The sequence below is a fragment of the Xanthomonas cannabis pv. cannabis genome, from assembly GCF_000802365.1.
Lineage (GTDB): Bacteria > Pseudomonadota > Gammaproteobacteria > Xanthomonadales > Xanthomonadaceae > Xanthomonas > Xanthomonas cannabis.
This window is the reverse complement of record NZ_JSZE01000030.1, coordinates 17717-39577: the sequence shown is the minus strand read 5'-3', so window position 1 is coordinate 39577 and position 21861 is coordinate 17717. Positions and strand designations below refer to the sequence as shown.

General features: G+C 66.9%; 20 protein-coding genes. 10 read left to right on the top strand and 10 right to left on the bottom strand.

The genetic code is table 11. From position 1 onward, the window contains the following. Window positions 1-151 precede the first annotated feature (151 nt). Window positions 152-658 (top strand): methyltransferase family protein, encoded by a 507-nt coding sequence (locus tag OZ10_RS07250; protein WP_039564334.1) that lies wholly within the window; start codon window positions 152-154, stop codon window positions 656-658. Window positions 659-924: 266 nt separating this feature from the next. Next, complete coding sequence (locus OZ10_RS07245; RefSeq protein ID WP_039411044.1) at window positions 925-1464, top strand: O-acetyl-ADP-ribose deacetylase; 540 nt, start codon at window positions 925-927, stop codon at window positions 1462-1464. A 270-nt stretch (window positions 1465-1734) separates the two neighbouring features. Here OZ10_RS07245 and OZ10_RS07240 read toward each other — a convergent pair whose 3' ends face one another. From OZ10_RS07240 to gap, 7 genes are all read right to left on the bottom strand, one after another. Beyond that, complete coding sequence (locus tag OZ10_RS07240) at window positions 1735-2739, bottom strand: class I fructose-bisphosphate aldolase (protein WP_039411046.1); 1005 nt, start codon at window positions 2737-2739, stop codon at window positions 1735-1737. A 690-nt stretch (window positions 2740-3429) separates the two neighbouring features. After that, on the bottom strand, window positions 3430-4896 hold the full coding sequence (pyk, locus tag OZ10_RS07230; RefSeq protein ID WP_039411049.1) for a pyruvate kinase: 1467 nt from the start codon (window positions 4894-4896) through the stop codon (window positions 3430-3432). Window positions 4897-5151: 255 nt separating this feature from the next. After that, entirely contained in the window at window positions 5152-5799 is a 648-nt protein-coding gene (locus tag OZ10_RS07225; RefSeq protein WP_039411053.1) for an HAD family hydrolase, read from the bottom strand. Continuing rightward, window positions 5796-6971: a phosphoglycerate kinase gene (locus tag OZ10_RS07220; RefSeq protein WP_039411055.1), complete on the bottom strand. Its 1176-nt coding sequence runs from the start codon at window positions 6969-6971 to the stop codon at window positions 5796-5798. Before OZ10_RS07220 ends, OZ10_RS07225 begins: the two co-directional genes overlap by 4 nt. Window positions 6972-7406: 435 nt before the next feature. Next, window positions 7407-8756, bottom strand: a complete 1350-nt coding sequence (locus OZ10_RS07215; protein ID WP_039411057.1) for a DUF3999 domain-containing protein — start codon at window positions 8754-8756, stop codon at window positions 7407-7409. Continuing rightward, window positions 8753-11608: a DUF2339 domain-containing protein gene (locus tag OZ10_RS07210; protein ID WP_052209983.1), complete on the bottom strand. Its 2856-nt coding sequence runs from the start codon at window positions 11606-11608 to the stop codon at window positions 8753-8755. Before OZ10_RS07210 ends, OZ10_RS07215 begins: the two co-directional genes overlap by 4 nt. Window positions 11609-11945: 337 nt before the next feature. Then, window positions 11946-12947 (bottom strand): type I glyceraldehyde-3-phosphate dehydrogenase, encoded by a 1002-nt coding sequence (gap, locus tag OZ10_RS07205; RefSeq protein ID WP_039411059.1) that lies wholly within the window; start codon window positions 12945-12947, stop codon window positions 11946-11948. Between the two features lie 436 nt (window positions 12948-13383). On the opposite strand from gap, the gene OZ10_RS07200 reads away from it, so the two are divergent. From OZ10_RS07200 to modC, 8 genes are all read left to right on the top strand, one after another. Beyond that, a complete protein-coding gene (locus OZ10_RS07200) occupies window positions 13384-13896 on the top strand; it encodes an SgcJ/EcaC family oxidoreductase (RefSeq protein ID WP_039411061.1) in 513 nt (170 codons plus the stop codon). 263 nt (window positions 13897-14159) lie between these two features. Further along, a complete protein-coding gene (locus OZ10_RS07195) occupies window positions 14160-14783 on the top strand; it encodes an OmpW/AlkL family protein (RefSeq protein ID WP_039411063.1) in 624 nt (207 codons plus the stop codon). 119 nt (window positions 14784-14902) lie between these two features. Beyond that, window positions 14903-15517 carry an OmpW/AlkL family protein gene (locus OZ10_RS07190; RefSeq protein ID WP_039411065.1) on the top strand — a complete coding sequence of 205 codons (615 nt, stop codon included), beginning with the start codon at window positions 14903-14905 and terminating at the stop codon, window positions 15515-15517. 33 nt (window positions 15518-15550) lie between these two features. Next, window positions 15551-16417, top strand: a complete 867-nt coding sequence (locus OZ10_RS07185) for a S1/P1 nuclease (protein ID WP_236726826.1) — start codon at window positions 15551-15553, stop codon at window positions 16415-16417. Window positions 16418-16430: 13 nt separating this feature from the next. Then, window positions 16431-17255: an MBL fold metallo-hydrolase gene (locus tag OZ10_RS07180; RefSeq protein WP_039411068.1), complete on the top strand. Its 825-nt coding sequence runs from the start codon at window positions 16431-16433 to the stop codon at window positions 17253-17255. A 73-nt stretch (window positions 17256-17328) separates the two neighbouring features. After that, on the top strand, window positions 17329-18105 hold the full coding sequence (gene modA / locus OZ10_RS07175; protein WP_039564331.1) for a molybdate ABC transporter substrate-binding protein: 777 nt from the start codon (window positions 17329-17331) through the stop codon (window positions 18103-18105). Window positions 18106-18121: 16 nt separating this feature from the next. After that, window positions 18122-18808, top strand: a complete 687-nt coding sequence (gene modB / locus OZ10_RS07170) for a molybdate ABC transporter permease subunit (RefSeq protein WP_184368191.1) — start codon at window positions 18122-18124, stop codon at window positions 18806-18808. Next, entirely contained in the window at window positions 18808-19422 is a 615-nt protein-coding gene (modC, locus tag OZ10_RS07165) for a molybdenum ABC transporter ATP-binding protein (protein WP_039564329.1), read from the top strand. The genes modB and modC overlap by 1 nt, the downstream gene beginning before the upstream one ends. Window positions 19423-19524: 102 nt before the next feature. On the opposite strand, the gene OZ10_RS07160 is transcribed toward modC, so the two are convergent. Genes OZ10_RS07160 through OZ10_RS07150 form a run of 3 tightly spaced genes read right to left on the bottom strand, consistent with a single transcriptional unit; the run spans window position 19525 to window position 21744 of the window. Further along, complete coding sequence (locus OZ10_RS07160; RefSeq protein ID WP_039411080.1) at window positions 19525-20106, bottom strand: hypothetical protein; 582 nt, start codon at window positions 20104-20106, stop codon at window positions 19525-19527. Continuing rightward, window positions 20103-21389: a TonB family protein gene (locus OZ10_RS07155; protein ID WP_039564328.1), complete on the bottom strand. Its 1287-nt coding sequence runs from the start codon at window positions 21387-21389 to the stop codon at window positions 20103-20105. The genes OZ10_RS07160 and OZ10_RS07155 overlap by 4 nt, the downstream gene beginning before the upstream one ends. Then, entirely contained in the window at window positions 21379-21744 is a 366-nt protein-coding gene (locus OZ10_RS07150; protein WP_039564327.1) for a BlaI/MecI/CopY family transcriptional regulator, read from the bottom strand. Before OZ10_RS07150 ends, OZ10_RS07155 begins: the two co-directional genes overlap by 11 nt. Window positions 21745-21861: the final 117 nt, after the last annotated feature.

The window sequence follows — 21861 nt, the reverse complement described above, 5'->3', positions numbered from 1 at the left end:
ACTGGGAAACCGGGACAGTAAAAGGCGTCGACGTATGCGATCTGCTCGTTGGATCGACTGTCTGGCTTTCTGGGTCACAGCTTCGACTGCCCGCACTCCCGCCCATGTCAAGGAAACGTTAGGATGACGGCCGTGATGTAGGGAGAGATGCGTGAGCAACCAGCCGTATGGACACAGCGACACCCGCGCCTCGCGGGCGCCATGGCTGGTGAAGATGACCTCGCCGGTGCACTTCGCGCTCGCCCTGGGTCTGGGCGCATGGCTGCAGGACGCGCTGGAGCTCCCCCTGCCCGCTCCCACGCCACTGGCATGGATTGAACTGGCCGGCGGCGTCATCGCCTGCCTCGGCCTTGCGCTGGCGGTGAGCTGCTTCATCCTGTTCGCGCGTCGGCGCACCACCATCATGCCGAGCGGCCATCCATCGCGCCTGGTGCTGGACGGCCCATATCGCTTCACCCGCAACCCGATGTACCTGGCGCTGGTGCTGAGCTACGTCGGCCTGTGCCTGCAGCTTGGGCTGCTGTGGGCGGTCGCGCTGGTGCCACTGCCCTGGCTTGCGCTGCGGCTGTATGTCATTCCGTTCGAAGAGGCGCGTCTGCGCGCAGAATTCGGCCGCCATTACACCGACTATTGCGCGCGCGTCCGCCGCTGGCTCTGAACAGCGGCACGCAGGCTTGCGGGTAGCCGCGCCCTCCCCTCGCAGGGCAACCGTGCAGATCCCGGACCGTCGCGCATCGGCGATAAATTGTTCCAATCGGCGGCAGCACAGAGTCGCCTGGATCGCCCGATTTCGCGTGCGCCTGCCGTAGGGTTCGCGAGGTCTGGCGTGGTCGCAGCCGATGAGATGAATGGCCGCTAGCGTGGGGCTCCGCAACGCCTGACCCCATCACGCGTTCATCATTCAAATCCCATAACTATCTCGCCATGAAAATCGAAGTCTGGCAAGGCGACATCACCGAACTCGACGTTGACGTCATCGTCAACGCCGCCAACGAATCACTGCTGGGCGGTGGTGGCGTGGACGGCGCCATCCATCGCGCTGCCGGCCCGGGTTTGCTGCAGGCCTGCGAAGCCCTGCCGCAGGTACGCCCGGGCGTGCGCTGCCCTACCGGCGAAATCCGCGTCACCGACGGTTTCAACCTGAAGGCGCGTCACGTGTTTCATACCGTGGGCCCGGTGTGGCGCGACGGCAAGCACAACGAACCGGAGCAGCTGGCCAACTGCTATTGGCAGTCGCTCAAGCTTGCCGAGCAGATGCTGCTGCACTCGATCGCATTCCCGGCGATCAGCTGCGGCATCTACGGCTATCCGCTGCATCAGGCCGCACGCATCGCGGTCACCGAGACACGCGACTGGCAGCGCTCGCACAAGGTGCCCAAGCACATCGTGCTGGTGGCCTATAACGACGCCACCTACAAGGCCTATCAGCAGGCATTGGCAACGCAGGAGACCGCAGCGGCCTGACGCCACGAGACGCGCATTGCACTGACGGGCGCCGCAAGGCGCCCGTTTCGTTTGAGCCCATGCATCAGGCTGTAAGCCTCGCCGGCGGCGGGTTCACGGCACGCCAATGCTTCGCGCCGGTCACGCCGCCGCATTTGAAGCACCGCCGCTGCGCGGCCTGCTCACCCGACCAGCCGATGCATTGCCATCGACTCCCAATAAAAACGCCGGCATCGCTGCCGGCGTCTTCATGCCTGGGTTTGACCCGGCCTTGCAGCCGCGATCAGCCGATCAGCCCTTCCACTTGCCCAGTGCAGCCAGGCCGTTTTCCTTGGCGCGCTCATAAATGATCTGCTGCGCCTTGGCGAAGTTGCCGGTCATGTCCTTGGCCCACAGCTTCAGTGCCGCCTGCTGCATGGCGCGACCGTAGGAGAAGCTCAGCGGCCACGGCAGGTTGCCGAGCTGGTGCATCTCGTTGAGGTGCGCGGTGGACTGCTCGTCGGTCTGGCCACCGGACAGGAACACGATGCCCGGCAGGATCGCCGGCACGGTCGACTTCAGACACATCACGGTGGACTCGGCCACTTCCTCGACACTGGCCTGCTCTTCGCAGCCCTTGCCGGAGATGACCATCGAGGCCTTCAGGATGGTGCCTTCGAGCACGACGTTCTGCTCATACAGCGCGCCGAACAGCGAGCGCAGCGTGGCTTCGGTCACTTCGTAGCAGGTCTCGATGTCGTGGTCGCCGTCCATGATCACTTCCGGCTCGACCATCGGCACCAGGCCCTGTTCCTGACACAGCGCCGCATAACGCGCCAACGCATGCGAGTTGGCCTCGATGCAGGTGCCGGAGGGAATGTCTTCGCCGATGTTGATGACCGCACGCCACTTGGCGAAGCGCGCGCCCAGCGTGTAGTACTCCTCAAGACGTGCGCGCAGGCCATCCAGACCTTCGGTCACCAGTTCGCCCGGCATGCCGGCCAGCGGCTGTGCGCCCTTGTCGACCTTGATGCCCGGGATGATGCCGTGCTCGGCCATATACTTGGCGAACGGCACGCCGTCCTTGGTCTTCTGACGGATGGTCTCGTCGAACAGGATGGCGCCGGAGATGTAATCGCTCAGCTTGGGCGTGGTCAGCAGCAATTCGCGATAGGCGCGACGGTTTTCTTCGATGTTCTCGATGCCGACGCTGGCAAAACGCTTCGCGATCGTGCTGGTCGACTCGTCGATGGCGATGATGCCCTTGCCCGGGGCGACCATGGCCTGGGCGGTTTCGGCAAGCTGTTCGATGCTCATGTAGTTCCTGTGGCAGCTGCGGGGGAGAACGAAAGTATAGCGACGAAAGTCGTACACATTCCTTCACGGAATGCCTGCAACCGATTACACCGTGCGCGCATGACTGGATGTGTGGCGCCGCTCGCATGCGGGAATCGGGAATCGGGAATCGGGAATCGGGAATCGGGAATCGGGAATCGGGAATCGGGAATCGTTGAAGCTGAGCATGTCGTGCAGCTTGTTGCTTGCTTTGCTGTGATGCGTGGCACCACCAACGTGCGGCGGCGCGGCCGAACCTGCACCACGCATGCGTTGATGGCGTTATGGGTGTTTGCCTGTTGCATGGAGCTGCCTGCGGCATGGGCTACTCACGTCACGACGAGCCTCTTCCTCTTCGTCACCTATCCGGTCACACCGCGCGTCGTTCACCTTCGCTCCGTTGCGTCGATGAGCGGGAAAGCGGAATCTCCGTCGTGGGCATGCATCGCCTTGTGCAACTTATGCCGCGTCATATCAACACCGTGACGCAACGCGGCGGCGATCGTGCGCTGGCCGGGCAGTCGCCGGATCCGGCCGTCGAGCAACACGCCGACCCAGGCCAAGCATTTACCCGCGCCCGGCATCTCCACACAGCACGACGGCGGCCCTGGGGCCGCCGTCGTGTGTCGCATCTCCCGGCTCATGTCATGCGCCGGGTACCTTCAAGGCGGATTACAGCTCGCCCAGGCCGGTGGCGCGGCCGTCCTCGCCCACTTCCAGCAGGCGCAGCGTGTTGGTGGCGCCGTGCATTTCCATGTGCTCGCCGCTGGTGAACACCACGCGGTCACCGGGACCCATGCGCTCGTTTTCCACCAGCAGGCGGATCGCCGCACGCGCGGCTTCGCGCGGGGTCAGGCCGCGGCTGTCGAAGCTGATCGGGAACACGCCACGCATCATCGCCATCTGGCGACGCGCGCCATCATGACGGGTGAAGGCGTAGATCGGCATGTTGGAGCGGAAGCGCGACAAAAAGCGCGGGGTGCCGCCGGATTCGGTCAACGCCACCACGCCGCCCAGGCCGATGTGCTCGGACAGGAACATGGTCGCCATGGCGATGGCCTGGTCGGCACGCTGCAGGTTGCGTTGCGCTGCTTCGAAGTCGGTATCGAACTCGAACTGATGCTCTGCACCCAGGCAGATGCGCGCCATCGCTTCCACCGCGCGCACCGGATAGGCACCGGCGGCGGTTTCGGCCGACAGCATCACCGCATCGGTGCCGTCGATGACCGCGTTGGCCACGTCCAGCACTTCGGCGCGGGTCGGGATCGGGCTTTCGACCATCGACTGCAGCATCTGGGTGGCCGTGATCACCACCTTGTTCTGCGCCAGCGACTCGCGAATGATCTTCTTCTGCAGGCCCGGCAATTCGGCATCGCCGATTTCCACGCCCAGATCGCCGCGCGCCACCATCACCACGTCGGAGGCTTCGACGATTTCGACCAGGTTTTCGATCGCTTCGGTGCGCTCGATCTTGGAGACCAGCTGCGCATCGCAGCCGTGCTGCTGGGCGATCTGCCGCGCGTCGTGCATGTCCTGCGCGTTACGGCAGAACGACACCGCGATGAAGTCCACGCCGATCTTGGCAACGATGCCGATCAGCTCCTTGTCGCGCTCGGTCAACGCGCCCAGCGACAGGCCGCCGCCCTGCTTGTTGAGGCCCTTGCGATCGGACAGCACGCCGTCGTTAAGCACGGTAGTGACGATGCGCGCGCCCTGCACGTCGGTGACCTGCAACTGCACCAGGCCATCGTCGAGCAGCAGCACGTCGCCTGCAGTCACGTCCTGCGGCAGGCCCAGGTAGCTGACGCCCACCTGCTGCTGATCGCCGGCCGGTGCATTGGCGTCGGCCACCAGGTCGAAGCGATCGCCCATGGTCAGCTTGATCTTGCCTTCGGCAAAGCGCTCGATGCGGATCTTCGGGCCCGGCAGGTCGGCCAGGATGCCGACCTCGGCACCGGCGCGCGCCGCGGCGGCACGTACTTCGGCAGCACGCTTGGCCTGGCCGGACGGATCGCCATGACTGAAGTTGAGGCGCACCACGTTGACGCCCGCCTTGAACAGCTTATCCAGCACCCCGGGCGCATCCGTTGCCGGTCCGAGGGTGGCGAGGATCTTGGTGCGGCGTTGACGTTCTTTCATGATGGCCTCCCTGTAAAAGCCGCGAAACTTAACACACACGTCACGCACCAAGGATGGCATTGCGGCATAGCCACCCTTCTATTCCGGCATGTCTTACAGACAGTGCGGGACAGTACGTACGTCTACGCATACGTTGCGCCTGGCAACGTGTGCGGTCGCCACCCTAACCCGGTGGCGGTGAAGAGCCGCGTGCCGGGTCGCGCCGCGCAAGGCGCCGGCAACGACCAAGCGAACGCGACGGCCGATGCGCACGGATCACGCGCCGATCAACTGCCGCAGTTGTGCCGGCGTTTGCGCGATCGCGCCGGCACCTGCAGTACGCAGTTCGGCCTCGTCGCCGAAGCCCCATAACACGCCGATGCTGTGAATGCCGTGGTGGTTGGCGCCCTCGATATCCATCCGGCGGTCGCCGATCATCACGCAGCCGGTCTTGTCGATCTGCAGGCGGCGCAGCGCTTCGGCGATGAGGTCGGGCTTGAAGCGGCGCTCGCCATCCTCGCTGGCGCCGATCACGTTGTCGAAGCACGCACCGAACGGCAGATGTTCGACGATGCGCCGCGCGTAGCGTTCGTTCTTCGAGGTCACCACGGCCAGCCGATGACCGCCGCGATGCAGGCCGGTGACCACATCGCCGATGTCGTCGAACACGCTGAGTTCGGTCCAGCCCACCGCGTCGTAGCGCGCGCGGTAGAGGCCCAGCGCGCGCTGCACCAGCGCCGGATCATCCGGAAAGCACTCGGTGAAACTGTCGCGCAGCGGTGGGCCGATCCAGGCGCGCAAGGTCTGCGCAGAGGGACGCGGCTGCCCGATCTCATCGAAGGCGTGCACGATGCTGGCGACGATGCCCGGCTCCGAATCGACCAGGGTGCCGTCCAGATCGAAGAACAGCGTGGCTGCGCTCACTTGCCGCGGGCCTCGAGCGCGGCCACGGCCGGCAGGGTCTTGCCTTCGAGGAACTCCAGGAACGCGCCGCCACCGGTGGAGATGTAGGTGACGTCCCGGGCGATGTCGTATTTGTCCACTGCCGCCAGGGTGTCGCCGCCGCCGGCGATCGAGAACGCCTTGGAGCCGGCAATCGCACGTGCCAGCGTTTCGGTGCCGTGGCTGAAGGGCTCGAATTCGAACACGCCCACCGGCCCGTTCCACACCACGGTGCCGGCATTGGCGATCAGCTCGGCGTAGCGCTGCGCGGTCTGCGGGCCGATGTCCAGGATCAGATCGTCCGCATCCACCGCATCGAGCGACTTCACGCTGGCCTCGGCATCGGGCAGGAACTGCTTGGCAACGACCACATCGGTGGGCAGCGGAATCTCTGCGCCACGTGTCTTGGCATCGGCCACGATCTGGTTGGCGGTCGGGATCAGGTCCGGTTCGTTCAACGACTTGCCCACGTCATGCCCGGCGGCGGCGATGAAGGTGTTGGCGATGCCGCCGCCGACGATCAACTGGTCGACCTTGTTGACCAGGTTGGACAACAACTCCAGCTTGGTGGAGACCTTGCTGCCGGCCACGATCGCCAGCAACGGCTTGGCCGGGTTGTCCAGCGCCTTGGCCAGCGCGTCCAGTTCGGCCATCAGCAACGGGCCACCGGCGGCGACCGGCGCGAAGCGGATCACGCCATGCGTGGAGGCCTGCGCGCGATGCGCGGTGCCGAAGGCATCCATCACGAACACATCGCATAGCGCGGCGTACTTGCGCGCCAGCGTCTCGTCGTCCTTGCCCTCGCCGACGTTCATGCGGCAGTTTTCCAGCAACACCACCTGGCCCGGCGCCACCTCCACCCCATCGACCCAGTCGCGCACCAGCGGCACGTCCACGCCGAGCAGCGCGGTCAAGCGCGCGGCCACCGGCGCCAGCGAATCGTCTTCGGTCCAGCTGCCTTCCTTGGGCCGGCCCAGATGCGAGGTGACCATGACCGCGGCGCCCTTTTCCAGCGCCAGCTTGATGGTGGGCACCGAGGCGGTGATGCGCTGTTCGGAGGTGATCTGGCCGTTGTCGATCGGCACGTTGAGATCCTGGCGGATCAGCACGCGCTTGCCGGAGAGATCGAGGTCGGTCATACGGACGATGGACATGGGCTTGGCTCGCTGAGTCTGGGGATTAGGGAATCGGGATTGGGGATTGGTACATGGCGCCGCGCGTTGGCACATGCTCTGCGCGCGGAGGAATGGCGCTACGGCGCCAGCTTGGCCTGGCGCCGTCGTTCACAACAATGCCGCCATTGCACCTGCGGCAGACGCCGACGGCGGTGGCTCGGAGACCACGGGCAAGGCGACTGCCTTGGCGGCGGGGATCGGGCAATCAGGGCTCGGCATGGCCCGCCGCACCGCAACCCGGCGGTGCGCTGGGCGGGCGCCACCGCACCTGAGGAGGGCGCAAACTCTGGTCGGTCGAACACGACGGGCAATGCGGCTGCCTTGGCGACGGGGGATGCCCATTGTCCGGCCTTCGCCCCGATGCGGCAAACCCGCATCCCCGGACGCGGCCGGCAACCGCATCTGGCCAAGGGATCAGGCCGGCCGATCGGTACCGGATGTGCGCAGCAGGCTCAACGCCAGGCCGCCCACCAGCAACGCGCCGCCGATCAACAGCGCCCACAGCAGCCAGCGCTTCCAGTCGCGCGGGGTGGTGGCGGGCTGCAGCGCTGCGTCGCCTGCCAATGGCTGCGCCTCTGCAGCCAGGCGCACCGTGGCCGGCTGCCACTGTGTGCCGCGTTCACGTCGTAGCGCCTGCAGCATCGACGCCAGCGGTGCGTCGCCGCGTCGCACGCGTGCGCTGCCGGCCACCAGCGCATACGGGGGCTGGCCCTGGGCGAGAAACATCAGCCGCTCCGGCTGGTAGCCCACCCGCAAGCTCGGAACCGCCGGGCTGCGCCCCTGTGCCGCCACCAGGCGCCATTGACGATCGCGTACCGGCGCGGACAACCGCTGCGGCGGCGACGCGCCAGTGCCAAGCCGATACGCCAGCCACGGCCCTGCCCGCCGCAGCCAGGCGGCGTCGTCGGCATCGCGGCTGTCCGCCGTCCATTCCACGGCCTCGGCCTGACCCGCGCCGACATCCAGCTGCGTGACGGGAAAGCGGCCGGGCATGCGGTAGGTCACGCCCGTGTCCTGTGCGGTGCCCGGCAGCTCCAGCCACGACAGCGGGGCGGGTGCGGTACGCCCGTCCAGTTCTGCCTCGACATTGCGAAGTGTCGGCAATGCGCCGGACACGGGCACCAGACGCAGGTAGCGTGCGCCCTCCTCCAGCGCGATGCGGCGTTGCTGCAGCCGCTGCGCCTGGTTGTCCAGCGCCATGACGGTGGCATCGGAGGCCAGCACGCGCCAAGTGCGCAGATCGTCGCTGCCCTCCACGCGCAGACGGGCCTGCACCGGTGTCTCGCCCGCCCAGTCCAGCCAGAGCGCGCGCGGCCGGTCGCGCAGTGCGCTGGCATCGAGCAACCAACTGCCGCCACTGCCGGGCGCCGCAGGCGCACCGGTGGCGAAGCGGCCCTCCAGCCGCCGCACCGCACCGCTGGCATCGCGCTCGGCGATGAGCTGCAGGTCGCCATTGGCCGCCGCTACACCTTCGGGCAACGCGAACAACGGCAACCCCTGCCGACGTGGCGCTGCGGCCGGCGCGGCGTCGGCGGCCAGCGGCGCGGTCGGCATTTCTTCGCCACGTGCATCGATCACCGCGACATCGCGCAGCCCGGCGTCGACGGCACTGCGATACACCGCCTCGTTCAACCTCACCTGGTACAGCCCGGCGTCGGAGCCGGCCACCTGCAACGGCCACTGCTGACGATAGTCCTGCCGCACATCGGCCGCCTGCGCCATCAGCGGCACCAGCAACACCCATCCCCACCGTTTGGTACTCATGCCTGATCCCTTGCCGCGTCAGCGTTGTCGACGGTGCGTTCCTCGACCACCGGACGTGGTGGCGCCGGCGCCAGATACCCCACCACCGTACACAACAGGCCATAGGCCATGAACGAACCGATGCCGAGCAGATTGCCCAGATGCTGGCGATCGACCAGCACCAGCTTGGCCAGCACCAGCCCCATCAACAACGCACCGCCCAGCCACAACCCGCGCTGCCCGCGACGCGAGCCGATCACCCAGCCCAGCACACCTAGTACGCTCCACACGATGGTGAGGCTGGTCTGCGACACCGTCGCACCCAGCAGCGCGGCATCCCACGGCACCGCGCCCCAGTGATGCACGCTGTGCAGCGTACTGCCGGTGATCAACACCCAGCCCAATACACCGAGCGCAGTGACGCGCCGCGCCTGCAGCATCGACGGCGCAGCGGCCGACCATGCCCAGCGCGCAACCAGCGCGAGCACCGCCAGCTGTGCAAGTTCGGCCGGGTTGAGCAACGGCACCCATGGCAGCGGCGCAGCGCTCACCGGATCGACCAATGCGAGCAACCAGCCGCCCCCCAGCACCGCAAGGACGCAGCCCAGCAAGGCAGTGCGGGCCGCATCGAAACGCACGCCTTGTGGCCATGCCAGCCAGCGCCAGCGCAGCAGAGCGGTCGCCGCCACCGCCAGCCATGGCGCTGCCAGCAACGCGCACCGCCAGCCATTGGCGAGCGCGAAGGCATCGGCCAGCCAGGCAATACCCAACGACGCCACCATCGGCCACAGCAACCACCAGATGAACTGCGCGAGCATCGCGCCGGCGCCCGGCTGCATGCGCAGACACCACAACGCGCGCGTGCCGGCCAGCGCAAACCCCAACCAGGCCAGTGCACCCCAGTGCGCAAACGGCTGCGTGTGTGCATGCTCCTGCCACAGTGCCAGCGGCGCGGCCAGCGCCAGGCCGGCCATGACCGTCCACACCAGCGCCGCTGCCGGACGACGGCGGTGCACCTCGGCCGCCGGCCACACGCTGAGCGCGACAAAGCCGAGCAGCAGGTCCGGCTCGCTGCGCAGGTCGTCGGCAAAGCGCAGGATCTCGTGCACGCCGCACAGCACCCACCATCCCAGGCCCCACAGATACGCCACCAGCGCACGCCGCGGATGTCCTGCATCGCGCAGGAACCAGGCACTGGCCCAGCCGGCAACCGCCAGCAGCATGGTGCTCATGCAGGTGGCGTTGGCCACCGCCATGGCGTCGTTACGCCACGCGTCCACGCCGAAGGCCACGCCAACGGCGGCCAGCAGTTGCAACGCCACGCCACTGACCTGCGAGATGCGCCGCCGCTGACGCAGGCCCATCCACAACAGCCCGGCGCCTTCCAGCGCAAACACGCTGGCGGTGACGCGCGCAGACAACGCCAACGGCACGGCCAATGTCGCAAACCCGACCGCCAGCATCGCGTGCGCCTCGCCAAGCAGGCGCGTGGATGCACGACGCAGCAACCACGTTGCCAGAGCGGCGTACATGCCGGCCACCGCCACCGCGCATAACGCCAGTGTCAGGCGCTCGCCATCCAGCAGGCGTGCCTGCAACGCGAAGGCGACCAGTGGCGTTCCGAACAACAGGCTGCCATCGATGAGCCTGCCCGCACTGCCGTCGCCACGCCGCGCATGCAGCACCGGAATGGCCACGTAGATGGCAAAGAACAGCAGCAGGAACGGCTCGGTGCTGGCGAACTTTGCCGGGGTGTACTGCAGCGCGCCCCACAACGTCGCGATGCCGAAGGTGAAGGCGAATCCGAGCAGGTTGAGCACCCGCCACGGCCGCGCCCATGCAATCGCCACGATGCCGGCGTTGAGCACGGCGTAATACGAAAACAGCGCGACATGGTTGCCGCTACCGGTGGACAACCAGATCGGCGCGAGGAAGCCGGCCAGCACACCCAGCACGGCCAGCGTGCGCGACTCCTGCAGCACCGCCAGCACGCACATGCCGGCAATCAGCACCACGCTGATGCCCATCGCCAGGCCTGCGCCAAGCAATCCATACAATTTGAACGCGGCGAACACGGTCAACAACAAACCGCCGATCGACCCGCCCTGCAATGCCAGTGCAAAACCCGGCCGCTGCCCGCGCTGCTTCCAGCCGAAGACCAGGCCGGCCAAGGCAAGCACGCTGATGCCGGCCAACCGAAGTTCGATCGGCATGCGCATCCAGCCCTGATCGCTGGCGTACTTCAGCAGCGACGCCACGCCGGCCAGCAATACCAGCATGCCGACCTTGACCGGCACATTGCCCTCGGTGAACCAGCGCTTCAACGCACTGGCCGCGCGCGCGAAGGCGCCCGGCTCGGCCGGGATGGGGGGTGACTGCGGCGATTGCGGTTGCGTAGGTTGAGACCGGGTTGCCTGAGCGTGCTGGTTTGGCAACGCCGACGCAGCGTGCGCACCGCGTACCGTCGCATCTGCAGGGGCCTGCGTAGGCAACGGGGGCGGCATCGCCCTGGAAGCCGCATCAATCACGCCCAGATCCGCAGGCGGATGTGCAACGGCAGGCAGGTTCCCGCCGTCGCCCTGTCGAACAGCACCAGCCCTACCGTGCCCAGGTGTTTCCGTGTAGGCATCAGCACTCAGAGTGGGATCGAGATCGGGCGCTGTGCGGGGCCGCTCCCACGCCCTGCCGTGCGCGTCCACGGACGCATCCGTTTGCGCATCCGCGCCCTCGCCAGTCCCGGCTTGCCACTGCGCGAGCCGCTGCTCCAGCGTCGCCACCCGGCGCCGCAGCCCGGCAATCCACACCAGCGCGACCACCACACCCACCGGCACGGCAAGCAGCACCAGGGCCACCAACAAGATCATCGTTTCCAACAGCAATCCCCGAGCCGGCGTCCAGCCGAATGCGCGAACCATACAGCCTCGGGCCGCGGCTGGGCAGCCAACCTCTGGATCACGCTGCTGGCTGAAGAGTGGACAAGCAGCGGCTGTACGCGTGAAGGTCAGCTCCCGCGCGCGACGTGATCGACCACTGACAACACGAGGACTAGCCAATAGCCACGCGAGCTGCGCCTGATCTCTGATTGCATTGAACATTCCTCTTCCAGGAGAAAAAAGGTGTCAACCCAATTCAGGACGGGTGAAGTTCAATAGATCAATTTCAAAAAAAAAAGCGCCCGGAGGCGCTTTTCATTGCATCGGAAACGTCCGATTACTTGGCAACCACCCGCACCATTTCCAGGCACTTGTTGGAATAGCCCCACTCGTTGTCGTACCAGGACACCAGCTTGACGAAGGTGGAATCCAGCGCGATGCCGGCGTCGGCGTCGAACACCGAGGTGCAGGTTTCGCCGCGGAAATCGGTCGCCACGACCTTGTCTTCAGTATACCCCAGCACGCCCTTCAGCGCGCCTTCGCTCTGTGCCTTCACTTCGGCGCAGATCTCGGCGTAGGTGGCCGGCTTTTCCAGCTCGACGGTGAGGTCGACCACCGAGACGTCGGAGGTCGGCACGCGGAAGCTCATGCCGGTGAGCTTCTTGTTGAGCTCGGGAATCACCACGCCCACGGCCTTGGCCGCGCCGGTGGAGGACGGAATGATGTTCTCCAGGATGCCGCGGCCGCCGCGCCAATCCTTGTTGGAGGGGCCATCCACGGTCTTCTGGGTTGCGGTCGCCGCATGCACGGTGGTCATCAGGCCGCGCTTGATGCCCCACTTGTCGTTGATGACCTTGGCCAACGGCGCCAGGCAGTTGGTCGTGCACGAGGCGTTGGAGACGATGGCTTCGCCGTTGTAGGTCTTGTCGTTGACGCCGTAGACGAACATCGGGGTGTCGTCCTTGGACGGCGCCGACAGGATCACCTTCTTGGCGCCCGCGTCGATGTGCTTCTGCGCGGTGTCCTTGGTCAGGAACAGGCCGGTGGATTCGATCACCACGTCGGCGCCGACAGCGTCCCACTTGAGGTTGGCCGGGTCGCGCTCCTGGGTCAGGCGGATCTTCTTGCCGTTGACGATGAGCGTGTTGCCATCGACCGAGACCTCGGCCTTGAAGCGGCCGTGCACCGAGTCGTACTGCAGCATGTAGGCCAGGTAGTCGGGCTCGAGCAGGTCATTGATGGCCACGATCTCGATGTCATTGGCGAAGTTCTGCACCGCAGAGCGCAGCACGTTGCGTCCGATGCGACCGAATCCGTTGATGCCAACCTTGATTGCCATGTTCACAAGCTCCTGCGGCCGCGACAGCGCGGCGGATGGAAAGGGGCTGCCATTCTAGCAGCGTCCTTCTGGTACGGCCGTGCAGCCGGGTCAGCCCTGGCAGTGCGAAGGGGGAGACGGCAGGAGAGTCGCAGAAAAGATGGCAACGCCTGTTCTGGTTCGGTAGAGATCGGCACGGTCCGGCGCGGGATGCGGTTGGTGACGGGCCACCTGCCTGCCAAGCGGGGCCTGACGATGCCCGCTTGCATGACCAACGCAGGCGCGGGCGCACCACGCCACGCACCGGTCTACTTTGTTTTCCAATAGCTTACCTTTCAACCAACTATGCCGAGAAGCGTATTCAGGCATATGCCGACCAGCAGCATTTCGGCACTCCGTGGATTTCGATACTGGCCCTGCCTGCTGAGGCACCCACTCACTCACACGGAGATTCCCCATGCGTCGCACCCTGTTCTCTGTCGCTTTGGCATTGGCCGCCACCCCGGCGCTGGCCGCTGGCGTGATGCATTACACCGACAAGGCTTCGCTGCCTGCCGACGGTGAAGCGCGCGAAGTCGCTGCGCTGTTCGACACCTGGAACGCGGCCCTGGCCTCGGGCAACCCGCACAAGGTGGCCGACCTGTATGCCCCCGATGGCGTCTTGCTGCCGACGGTCTCCAACGAAGTCCGCGCGTCACGCTCGCAGATCGAAAAGTACTTCGAGGTGTTCCTGGCCAAAAAGCCCAAGGGCGTGGTCAATTACCGCACCGTGCGCGTGCTCGATGACGACAGCGCCGTGGATGCCGGCGTCTATACCTTCACGCTGACCGACAAGGACGGCAGGAAGAGCGACGTGCAGGCGCGCTACACCTTCGTGTACGAAAAGCGCGACGGCAAGTGGTTGATCATCAACCACCACAGCTCGGCGATGCCGGAAGTGGACACACCGAAGGTCGCCAGGGCCAAGTGAGTGCGGGCGCATCGCGACACGCCACCCGCTGACTGCGCCCTGGCGCGCGCCGCGCACGCCGCACCCGATGCGCCGCGCGCGCTTGATCTCCTCCACGACAAGCGCTGCTGCCACACCTGCGACGCAGCGCAGCAGCCGGGGCCTGACCGCCGGCAACGCGCGCACCCCTCGCACGCAACCGGTCCTGGTTTGATCAGGATCAAGGCGTCGCCGGGCCAAACCCACAAGACTTCGTCCATCCCCTGCACACAACGAGAGTTTCCATGCGCATGCGCTCTACCCTCCTGCTCGCCGGTCTGGCCGCCACGTTCGCCAGCGTCCCCGCACTGGCTCAATCCAAAGGCGACTGGACCGTTGCCGTCGGCGCCCACCAGGTCGCTCCCAAATCCGATAATGGCCGCCTGGTTGGCGGCACGCTGGAAGCAGACGTAGGCAAGGACATCAAGCCGACCTTCACTGCCGAATACTTCATCGCCGACAACCTCGGCATCGAGGTCCTGGCCGCGCTGCCGTTCGAGCACGACATCGCGCTGCGTGGACTGGGCCGCGTCGGCAGCACCAAGCACCTGCCGCCGGTGGTGTCGCTGCAGTACCACTTCAATAGCCAGGGCAAGGTGTCGCCCTTCCTCGGCGCGGGCATCAACTACACCCGTTTCTTCAGCACCGACACCCGCGGCGCGCTGGCCGGCAGCGAGCTTGAGCTGGACGATTCGTGGGGCCTGGCCCTGCACGCGGGCCTGGACGTCAAACTCAGCGAACGCGGGTCCCTGCGGGTGAATGTGCGCTGGATCGACATCGACAGCGAGGCCCGCCTCAATGGCACCCGGATCGGCACGGTCAACATCGATCCGCTGGTCTATGGCGCGGCGTACGTGCACCGCTTCTGAGTCACAGCGGCAAGCGCGATGCATCTCTGGCACACTGGCGATCCAGGGACGTGCATCCACCGCCGGAGTTGCGGACAGGTCGGTCACGTCGAACGCCTGTCCGACCTACCGGGGATTCCATGAGCACGTTCATTCGCACCGCCCTCGCCATCGCACTGGCCGCTTCGGCCGCTCCCGCCCTTGCACAATCGGCCGGCCATTGGACGACCGGCTACGGCGCCGGCTATGTCTCGCCGAAGTCAGACAGCGGCACCTTCGGCGGTGCACGCGGGGAGATCAAGGGCGCGCCCGCGCTCTCGTTCACCTACGAATACTTCCTGCGCAACAATCTGGGAATCGAAGTGCACGCGGCGGTGGCAGGCAAGCACGACATCGAGCTGGAAGGTGCCGGCAAGGTGGGCAGTTACTGGTCGGTGCCGCCCAGCGTGCTGTTGCAGTACCACATCAACGGCTATGGCACAGTGTCCCCGTTCGTGGGCATCGGCATCAACTACACCGCCTTCGTGGGCGAAGACACCGCGCAAGGCATCGGCAACGGCGAGTTGCGCTTCGGTGATTCGGTGGGCGCGACTGCGCACGTCGGTGTGGACTTCATCTTCGATGAGCGCAGCGGCCTGCGCATCGACGCACGCTGGACCGACTCGCGCAGCAACGTCGATTTCAACGGCGCACGGCTGGGCAAGGCCCGGGTCGATCCACTGACCTATGGCATCTCCTACCTGGTCTATTACTGATCGTGCGGGCCGTCGCCATTGCGCGGCGGCGACATGACTGCAGCCGCCATCAAACCGTCCCGGACGGTTGCGTACAATCGGGGGATGAAGACCTTCTCCCCCGCTTTCGTTGTCCTTGCCGTGGCGCTGACCACGGCGATCCAGCCCATCACCGCGTTCGCCTGGGGCCCGCAGGGGCACCGCCTGGTGGCACGCGTGGCCGAGACCGAACTGAGCCCGCAGGCACGCGCGCAGGTGGCGCAGTTGCTTGCCGGCGAGCCCGATGCGACCTTGCATGGCGTCGCGACCTGGGCCGATGAATTGCGCGAGCACGACCCGGACCTGGGCAAGCGTTCCGGGCCGTGGCATTACGTCAACCTGGGCGAACACGACTGCAGTTATGCGCCGCCGCGCGACTGCCCGGATGGCAACTGCGTGATCGCCGCACTCGATCGGCAGACCGCCCTGCTGGCCGACCGCGGCCAGCCGCTGGAGGTGCGTCGTCAGGCGTTGAAGTTTGTGGTGCATTTTGTCGGCGATATCCATCAGCCCATGCACGCCGGCTACGCGCACGACAAGGGCGGCAACGACTTCCAGCTGCAGGTCGATGGCAAGGGCAGCAACCTGCATGCGCTGTGGGACAGCGGCATGCTCAACGACCGTCACCTCGGCGACGCGGACTACCTGCAACGGCTGCTGGCCCTGCCGGCGGCCTCCGCCGTGTCGCCGGTCCTGCCGCCGCCCGCCGCCGCCTGGGCGCAGGCCTCGTGCAGGATCGCCGTGACACCGGGCGTGTATCCGGCCACGCACGTCCTGCCGGCCAGCTACATCGCCACCTATCGACCGATGGCCGAGACACAGCTGCGCCTGGCCGGCGACCGATTGGCCGCCGTGCTCAACGCAGCACTGGCCGCCCCCTGACCTGGAGACACCGATGCAGCCCGAGGTGCTTGCGTTCTTCCATGCCGAGAGCAACACCTTCACCTACGTGGTCGCCGATCCGGCGTCCGGCGCGGCCGCGGTGGTCGATCCGGCACTGGACTATGCAGCCGACAGCGGCGTCATCGAAACCCGTGCCGCGCAGGCCATCGCCGATGCCATCCGGCAGCGCGACTGGCAACTGCACTGGCTGCTGGAAACCCATGCACATGCCGATCACCTGTCGGCAGCGCAGTGGCTGAAGCAGCACTGGCCGCAGGCGCGCATCGCGATCGGCGAAGGCATCCGCCAGGTGCAGCAGACGCTTGCACCACGCTACGCGCTGCCGCAGCACTTCCGTGCCGATGGCTCGCAGTTCGATCATCTGTTTGCCGATGACGAGCGTTTCATGCTCGGCGGCATCGCCGCACGCGTCATTGCCGTGCCCGGGCACACCAGCGACAGCATCGCGTACCTGATCGGCGACGCGCTGTTTCCCGGCGACTCGCTGTTCATGCCCGACGCTGGAACCGCACGCTGCGACTTCCCTGGCGGCGACGCACGGCAACTATATGCATCGATCCAGCGGCTGTACGCGCTGGCGGACGACACGCGGGTGTTCGTCTGCCACGACTATGGCCCCGGTGGTCGGGCCGTGGCGCATGAGACCACCATCGGCGTGCAGCGGCGCAGCAACATCCATGTGCGCGACGGCGTGGACATCGAGAGTTTCGTGGCCCAGCGCCAGGCCCGCGATGCCACCTTGCCGGAGCCCAGACTGATCCGCCCGGCCTTGCAGGCCAACCTGCAGGCCGGCCGCTGCGACGACCTGGCTCGGTAGCATTCGCTGGCGTTCGCCACGCCGGTCACGGTGCAGCCGCTATGATCGGTGTCTGCCCCTGCTGGAGTTGCCCATGCGCACGATCGGTTTCTGGCAGCGCGCGTTGTGCGTGCTGATGCTTGCCCTGCCCGTACTGGCCGTTGCGCAAGCTGCGCCGGTGACGGTGTTTGCGGCGGCCAGTCTGAAGGAATCGATGGACGAGGCAGCGGCCGCGTTCGAGAAGGCCACCGGCACGCCGGTTCGCGTGTCGTACGCGGCGAGCTCGGCGTTGGCGCGTCAGATCGAACAGGGCGCGCCAGCGGATGTGTTTTTTTCGGCCGATCTGGAATGGATGGACTATCTGCAACAGCGCGGCCTGGTCGCGCCGGCGCAACGCCACGATCTGCTCGGCAACACGCTGGTACTGATCGCACCGGCCGCCAGCAAGTTGCAGCTGGATCTGGGTACGCCGGGCAGCATTGCCAAGGCGTTGGGCAAGGACGGGCGCATGGCGGTCGGCCAAACCACCAGCGTGCCGGCCGGCAAATACGCGGCCGCCGCGCTGCGCACGCTCGGCCAGTGGGACGTATTGCGTGCGCACCTGGCCGAGTCGGAGAGTGTGCGGGCAGCACTGATGCTGGTCTCGCGCGGCGAGGCGCCGCTGGGCATCGTCTATGGCTCGGACGCGCGCGCCGACCCCAAGGTGCGCGTGGTGGCCACCTTTCCCGCTGCCAGTCATGCGCCGATCGTGTATCCGGTGGCCGCGCTGAAGAACAGCCGCAACCCGCAGACGGCAGCGTTCGTGCAGTGGCTGCGCAGCGCACCTGCCCGGGCGATCTTCACCCGTCGCGGCTTCTTGCCGAAGGATTGAGGCGCACCGTTTGTCGATGTTCACCCCGGAAGAGCTGACCGCCATCGCCCTGAGTTTGAAGGTGGCTGGCGTGGCCGCGCTGGCCAGCCTGCCGGCAGGGATTGCCTGTGGCTGGCTGCTGGCACGGCGGCGTTTCCCGGGCAAGGCAGTGCTGGACGCGGTGTTGCATCTGCCGTTGGTGATGCCACCGGTGGTGACCGGGTATGCGCTGCTGGTCCTGCTGGGCACGCAGGGGCCGGTCGGCAGCTGGTTGCTGGAACACTTCGGCGTGCAGTTCGCGTTCCGCTGGACCGGTGCGGCGCTGGCCTGCGCGGTGATGGGATTTCCGTTGATGGTGCGCGCGATCCGGCTGTCGATCGAAGCCACCGATCGCCGCCTGGAAGCGGCGGCCGCCACGCTGGGTGCCGGCCCGTGGCGGGTGTTCTTCAGCATCACCTTGCCGCTGGCCTGGCCCGGCCTGGTGGCCGGCATGGTGCTGGCCTTTGCCAAGGCGCTGGGTGAGTTCGGTGCCACCATCACCTTCGTTTCCAATATCCCGGGCCAGACGCAGACGCTGTCGTCGGCCATCTACGGCTTGATGCAGGTGCCGGGCATGGAATCGGGCGTGTGGCGTCTTGCCGGCGTGGCGCTGGCGATTTCGCTGGCGGCCTTGCTGCTGTCCGAATGGCTGGTGCGGCGGCCGCACCCGCGTGAGGAGGACTGATGCTGGAGATCGATCTGCAGCTGCAGCGCGGCCAGTTCCGGCGGCACATCCTCATCCAGGATGCGGCGCGGGTGGTGGCGCTGGTGGGGCCGTCTGGTGCCGGGAAGACCACCGTGCTCAATGCGATCGCAGGCTTGGTGCGCCCGCATGCCGGGCATATCCGCATCGATGGACGCTGCCTGTTCGACGACCGGCACGGCGTGGACCTGCCCACGCACAAGCGCCGGATCGGCTACGTATTCCAGGATGCGCGGCTGTTCCCGCACCTGGATGTGCGGCGCAACCTGCGCTACGGCCGGCATGCACGGGGAGCGGCGCCGTTCGGGTTCGACGATGTGGTGGCCCTGCTCGGCATCGCGCCGCTGCTGCAGCGCCGGCCGCGCAACCTGTCCGGCGGCGAGGCGCAACGGGTGGCGATCGGGCGTGCGTTGCTGTCGCAACCGGCCATCCTGTTGTTCGACGAACCGTTATCGGCGCTGGACCAGGCACGTCGCGAAGAGCTGATTCCTTACCTGCAGCGCGTGCGCGATGAAATCCGCCTGCCGATGCTCTACGTCAGCCACAACCCCGACGAAGTGCAGCGCATTGCCGACAGCGTGCACGTGCTGGCGTGAGCGCCCCCGCCGGGAGACCCACCCGTTGCAGGACGGCGTAATCCATCCGCCTACCGAAGACCGACGCAACACGGGCTGACGCAGGCCTGCAAAAAGTTGCCGTCACCGCGCAACCTTGCCGGTACGCACGCTCACCTTGCCCTGTCGTACCTCGAAGGTGAACGCAAACGACAGCGTGACCGGCACCGGTTCCTGACGAGTCGCCCCGGTGCAGTCATCCGGGGCGGACGGCTGCGCCGCGCCGGGCGCGTACGTACACAGGGCCGCCGGGACGAACTGCCAGTGCTGCACCGTGCTGCGTACGGCCTGCATCAGATCCGCATTGCTCGGCAACAGCCCGGCGGCGCACTCGTCGCGATCGGACATCGGGTCCACGCGTTGCACGGCGCCGTCGGCGGACAGGATCACGTGCGCGCACACGGTGGTTGGCGGCAGGGTCTGGCGTGGCGAGTCCGGCGGCAGCGCCGGCGTTTCGCTGCGCAGCGCGCGTGGCATGCGGAAGCGCTGCGTCTGCGACAGCGTGTAGGAGGCGGTGGAAGCGCTCCCCGCACCCGGCTGCGACGGCAGCATGCGCTGATCCACCGAATCCTCGCGCTGGTGGCGCTGCGGCTCGGCCACGCGCTGGCTGGCGCATCCGCTGATCAACAGCACACCCACAATCCACCACCCGCGCCGGTCGTTCATTGCCGCATCTCCTGCGGTACGCACCCGGTTGTCGCGCAGGCGGCAAGGCGCCCGGACGCTGGAGCATGCCGACCATCACCGCCGGCACCGGCGTCAGTGGCCGGCGGTTCCGGCGGGTCCGGATCGAACCGCACCGGCACGCGTATCTGCGCGGCCACTGGCTGCCCATCCACCAGCGCGGGCTGGAAGCGCCAGTGACGCGCGGCCTCCAGCACCACCTGATCGAACACGCCGGCCGGCCGGCTGTGCACGATGGCGATGTGGTCGGGCGCGCCACGCGGGCTCACCGCAATCTGCAGTTCGACAACGCCACCGAGATTGGCGGCGATCGCGTTCGCCGGATACCGCGGCGTCTGCATCGTCCTGTAGTCGAAGGCAGCCGCCGAGCCGTGCGTGGCCTGCACAGGCGCAGGCTGGAGCAACCAGCCGCCGACGCTGACCAGAAGCGTCAGCGCCACCACGCTGCGCAGGTTCCGGCGTGCACGCCGCGCATCCGGCGCTGGCGCATGCACGGCCGCCAGCCGCTGCAACAACGCAGGCCTCGCCGCCCAGTGGCAGGCCAGCGGCGAGGTGCTGCCGGCGAGCTGACATTTGAGCATCGCACCGGCATAGCGGCGGCGCTGGCCCGGATGGCGTGCCAGAACCGCTGCATCGCAGGCCAGCTCCTGATCCAGGCGAAACGCGCGCCATGCCAGATGCAATAACGGGTGGAACCAGCCAAGGCAGAGCAGCACGCTGGCCAGCAGATTGGCATGCAGATCGCCGCGGCGCAGATGCAGGCGCTCGTGCGCCAGGATCAAGGCACGCTCCCCGGCGCTGTAACGCGTGTTGAAATCGCCCGGCAGCACGATCCGCGGGCGCCAGATGCCCAGCGACGCCGGAAGGCCGCCGTCGTGCGTGGCCACCCACACAGTGCTGTCCAGCGCACGCAATGGCCCGAGGCTGCGCACGAAACGCCGCTGTCCACGCCAGAGGGAAAGGCCGGTCAGCAGCACACCGGCCAGCCACACGTCGAGCAGCATGCGCTGCCAGCCGGCGCCCTGCCCGTCCGGATGCGCCGCAACCGGCACGGGCACCAGCGCCGGCATCTTCAACAGCGTGATCTCCATCGAGGGACCTGGCAGCAACGCCACCACCAGGGCCAGCGGCACCGCGCCCCAGAGTGCATAGGCGGCCCCTGCCCCGAGCCGGCCACGCAGCGGCCGGCGCAGCAGCAGGCAGGCCAGCAGCGCTGCGGTGGTGTAGAGCGCGGCGCGCAACCACAGCACGGGATCAAGACTCATCGTCCAACTCCTTGAGCAGCCGCCTCAATTCGGCAATGTCGGACGTGCTGAGCTTTCCACGCTCGCTGAAGTGCACGACCAGCGGCGCCACCCGTCCACCGAACAACCGTTGCAGCAATCCTTCGCTTTGCTGCTGCACCCAGTGCTCGCGCTGCAACACCGGGGTGTAACGGTATTTGCGTCCGTCCTTCTGCGCCGCGATGGCGCCCTTGGTGAGCAGGCGGTTGAGCAAGGTCTTGATGGTCGGCTCGGCCCAGTCGGTGCTTGCCAGTGCCGCCACCACCTCCTCCGCGGTCCGAGGTGCGCGCTCCCACAGCACCTGCATCACCACTGCCTCTGCGTCGCTGATCGCCATGCAATGACACCCGTCATTTTTTGCGATTACGCGCGTAAACGAAAACCATGTCAAGCGCTGACCCAGGCCCATCGCGTGCGGTTGTCGCGCCGGCTCTGCAACACGCGCTCTCCCATC

Excerpts from the sequence above, each read along its gene's own strand:
- OZ10_RS07245 (WP_039411044.1), top strand. The coding sequence starts at position 925 with ATGAAAATCGAAGTCTGGCAAGGCGACATCACCGAACTCGACGTTGAC.
- OZ10_RS07240 (WP_039411046.1), bottom strand. The coding sequence starts at position 2,739 with ATGAGCATCGAACAGCTTGCCGAAACCGCCCAGGCCATGGTCGCCCCG.
- pyk (WP_039411049.1), bottom strand. The coding sequence starts at position 4,896 with ATGAAAGAACGTCAACGCCGCACCAAGATCCTCGCCACCCTCGGACCG.
- OZ10_RS07220 (WP_039411055.1), bottom strand. The coding sequence starts at position 6,971 with ATGTCCATCGTCCGTATGACCGACCTCGATCTCTCCGGCAAGCGCGTG.
- OZ10_RS07215 (WP_039411057.1), bottom strand. The coding sequence starts at position 8,756 with ATGAGTACCAAACGGTGGGGATGGGTGTTGCTGGTGCCGCTGATGGCG.
- gap (WP_039411059.1), bottom strand. The coding sequence starts at position 12,947 with ATGGCAATCAAGGTTGGCATCAACGGATTCGGTCGCATCGGACGCAAC.
- OZ10_RS07200 (WP_039411061.1), top strand. The coding sequence starts at position 13,384 with ATGCGTCGCACCCTGTTCTCTGTCGCTTTGGCATTGGCCGCCACCCCG.
- OZ10_RS07195 (WP_039411063.1), top strand. The coding sequence starts at position 14,160 with ATGCGCATGCGCTCTACCCTCCTGCTCGCCGGTCTGGCCGCCACGTTC.
- OZ10_RS07190 (WP_039411065.1), top strand. The coding sequence starts at position 14,903 with ATGAGCACGTTCATTCGCACCGCCCTCGCCATCGCACTGGCCGCTTCG.
- OZ10_RS07185 (WP_236726826.1), top strand. The coding sequence starts at position 15,551 with ATGACTGCAGCCGCCATCAAACCGTCCCGGACGGTTGCGTACAATCGG.
- OZ10_RS07180 (WP_039411068.1), top strand. The coding sequence starts at position 16,431 with ATGCAGCCCGAGGTGCTTGCGTTCTTCCATGCCGAGAGCAACACCTTC.
- modA (WP_039564331.1), top strand. The coding sequence starts at position 17,329 with ATGCGCACGATCGGTTTCTGGCAGCGCGCGTTGTGCGTGCTGATGCTT.
- modB (WP_184368191.1), top strand. The coding sequence starts at position 18,122 with ATGTTCACCCCGGAAGAGCTGACCGCCATCGCCCTGAGTTTGAAGGTG.
- modC (WP_039564329.1), top strand. The coding sequence starts at position 18,808 with ATGCTGGAGATCGATCTGCAGCTGCAGCGCGGCCAGTTCCGGCGGCAC.
- OZ10_RS07160 (WP_039411080.1), bottom strand. The coding sequence starts at position 20,106 with ATGAACGACCGGCGCGGGTGGTGGATTGTGGGTGTGCTGTTGATCAGC.
- OZ10_RS07155 (WP_039564328.1), bottom strand. The coding sequence starts at position 21,389 with ATGAGTCTTGATCCCGTGCTGTGGTTGCGCGCCGCGCTCTACACCACC.
- OZ10_RS07150 (WP_039564327.1), bottom strand. The coding sequence starts at position 21,744 with ATGGCGATCAGCGACGCAGAGGCAGTGGTGATGCAGGTGCTGTGGGAG.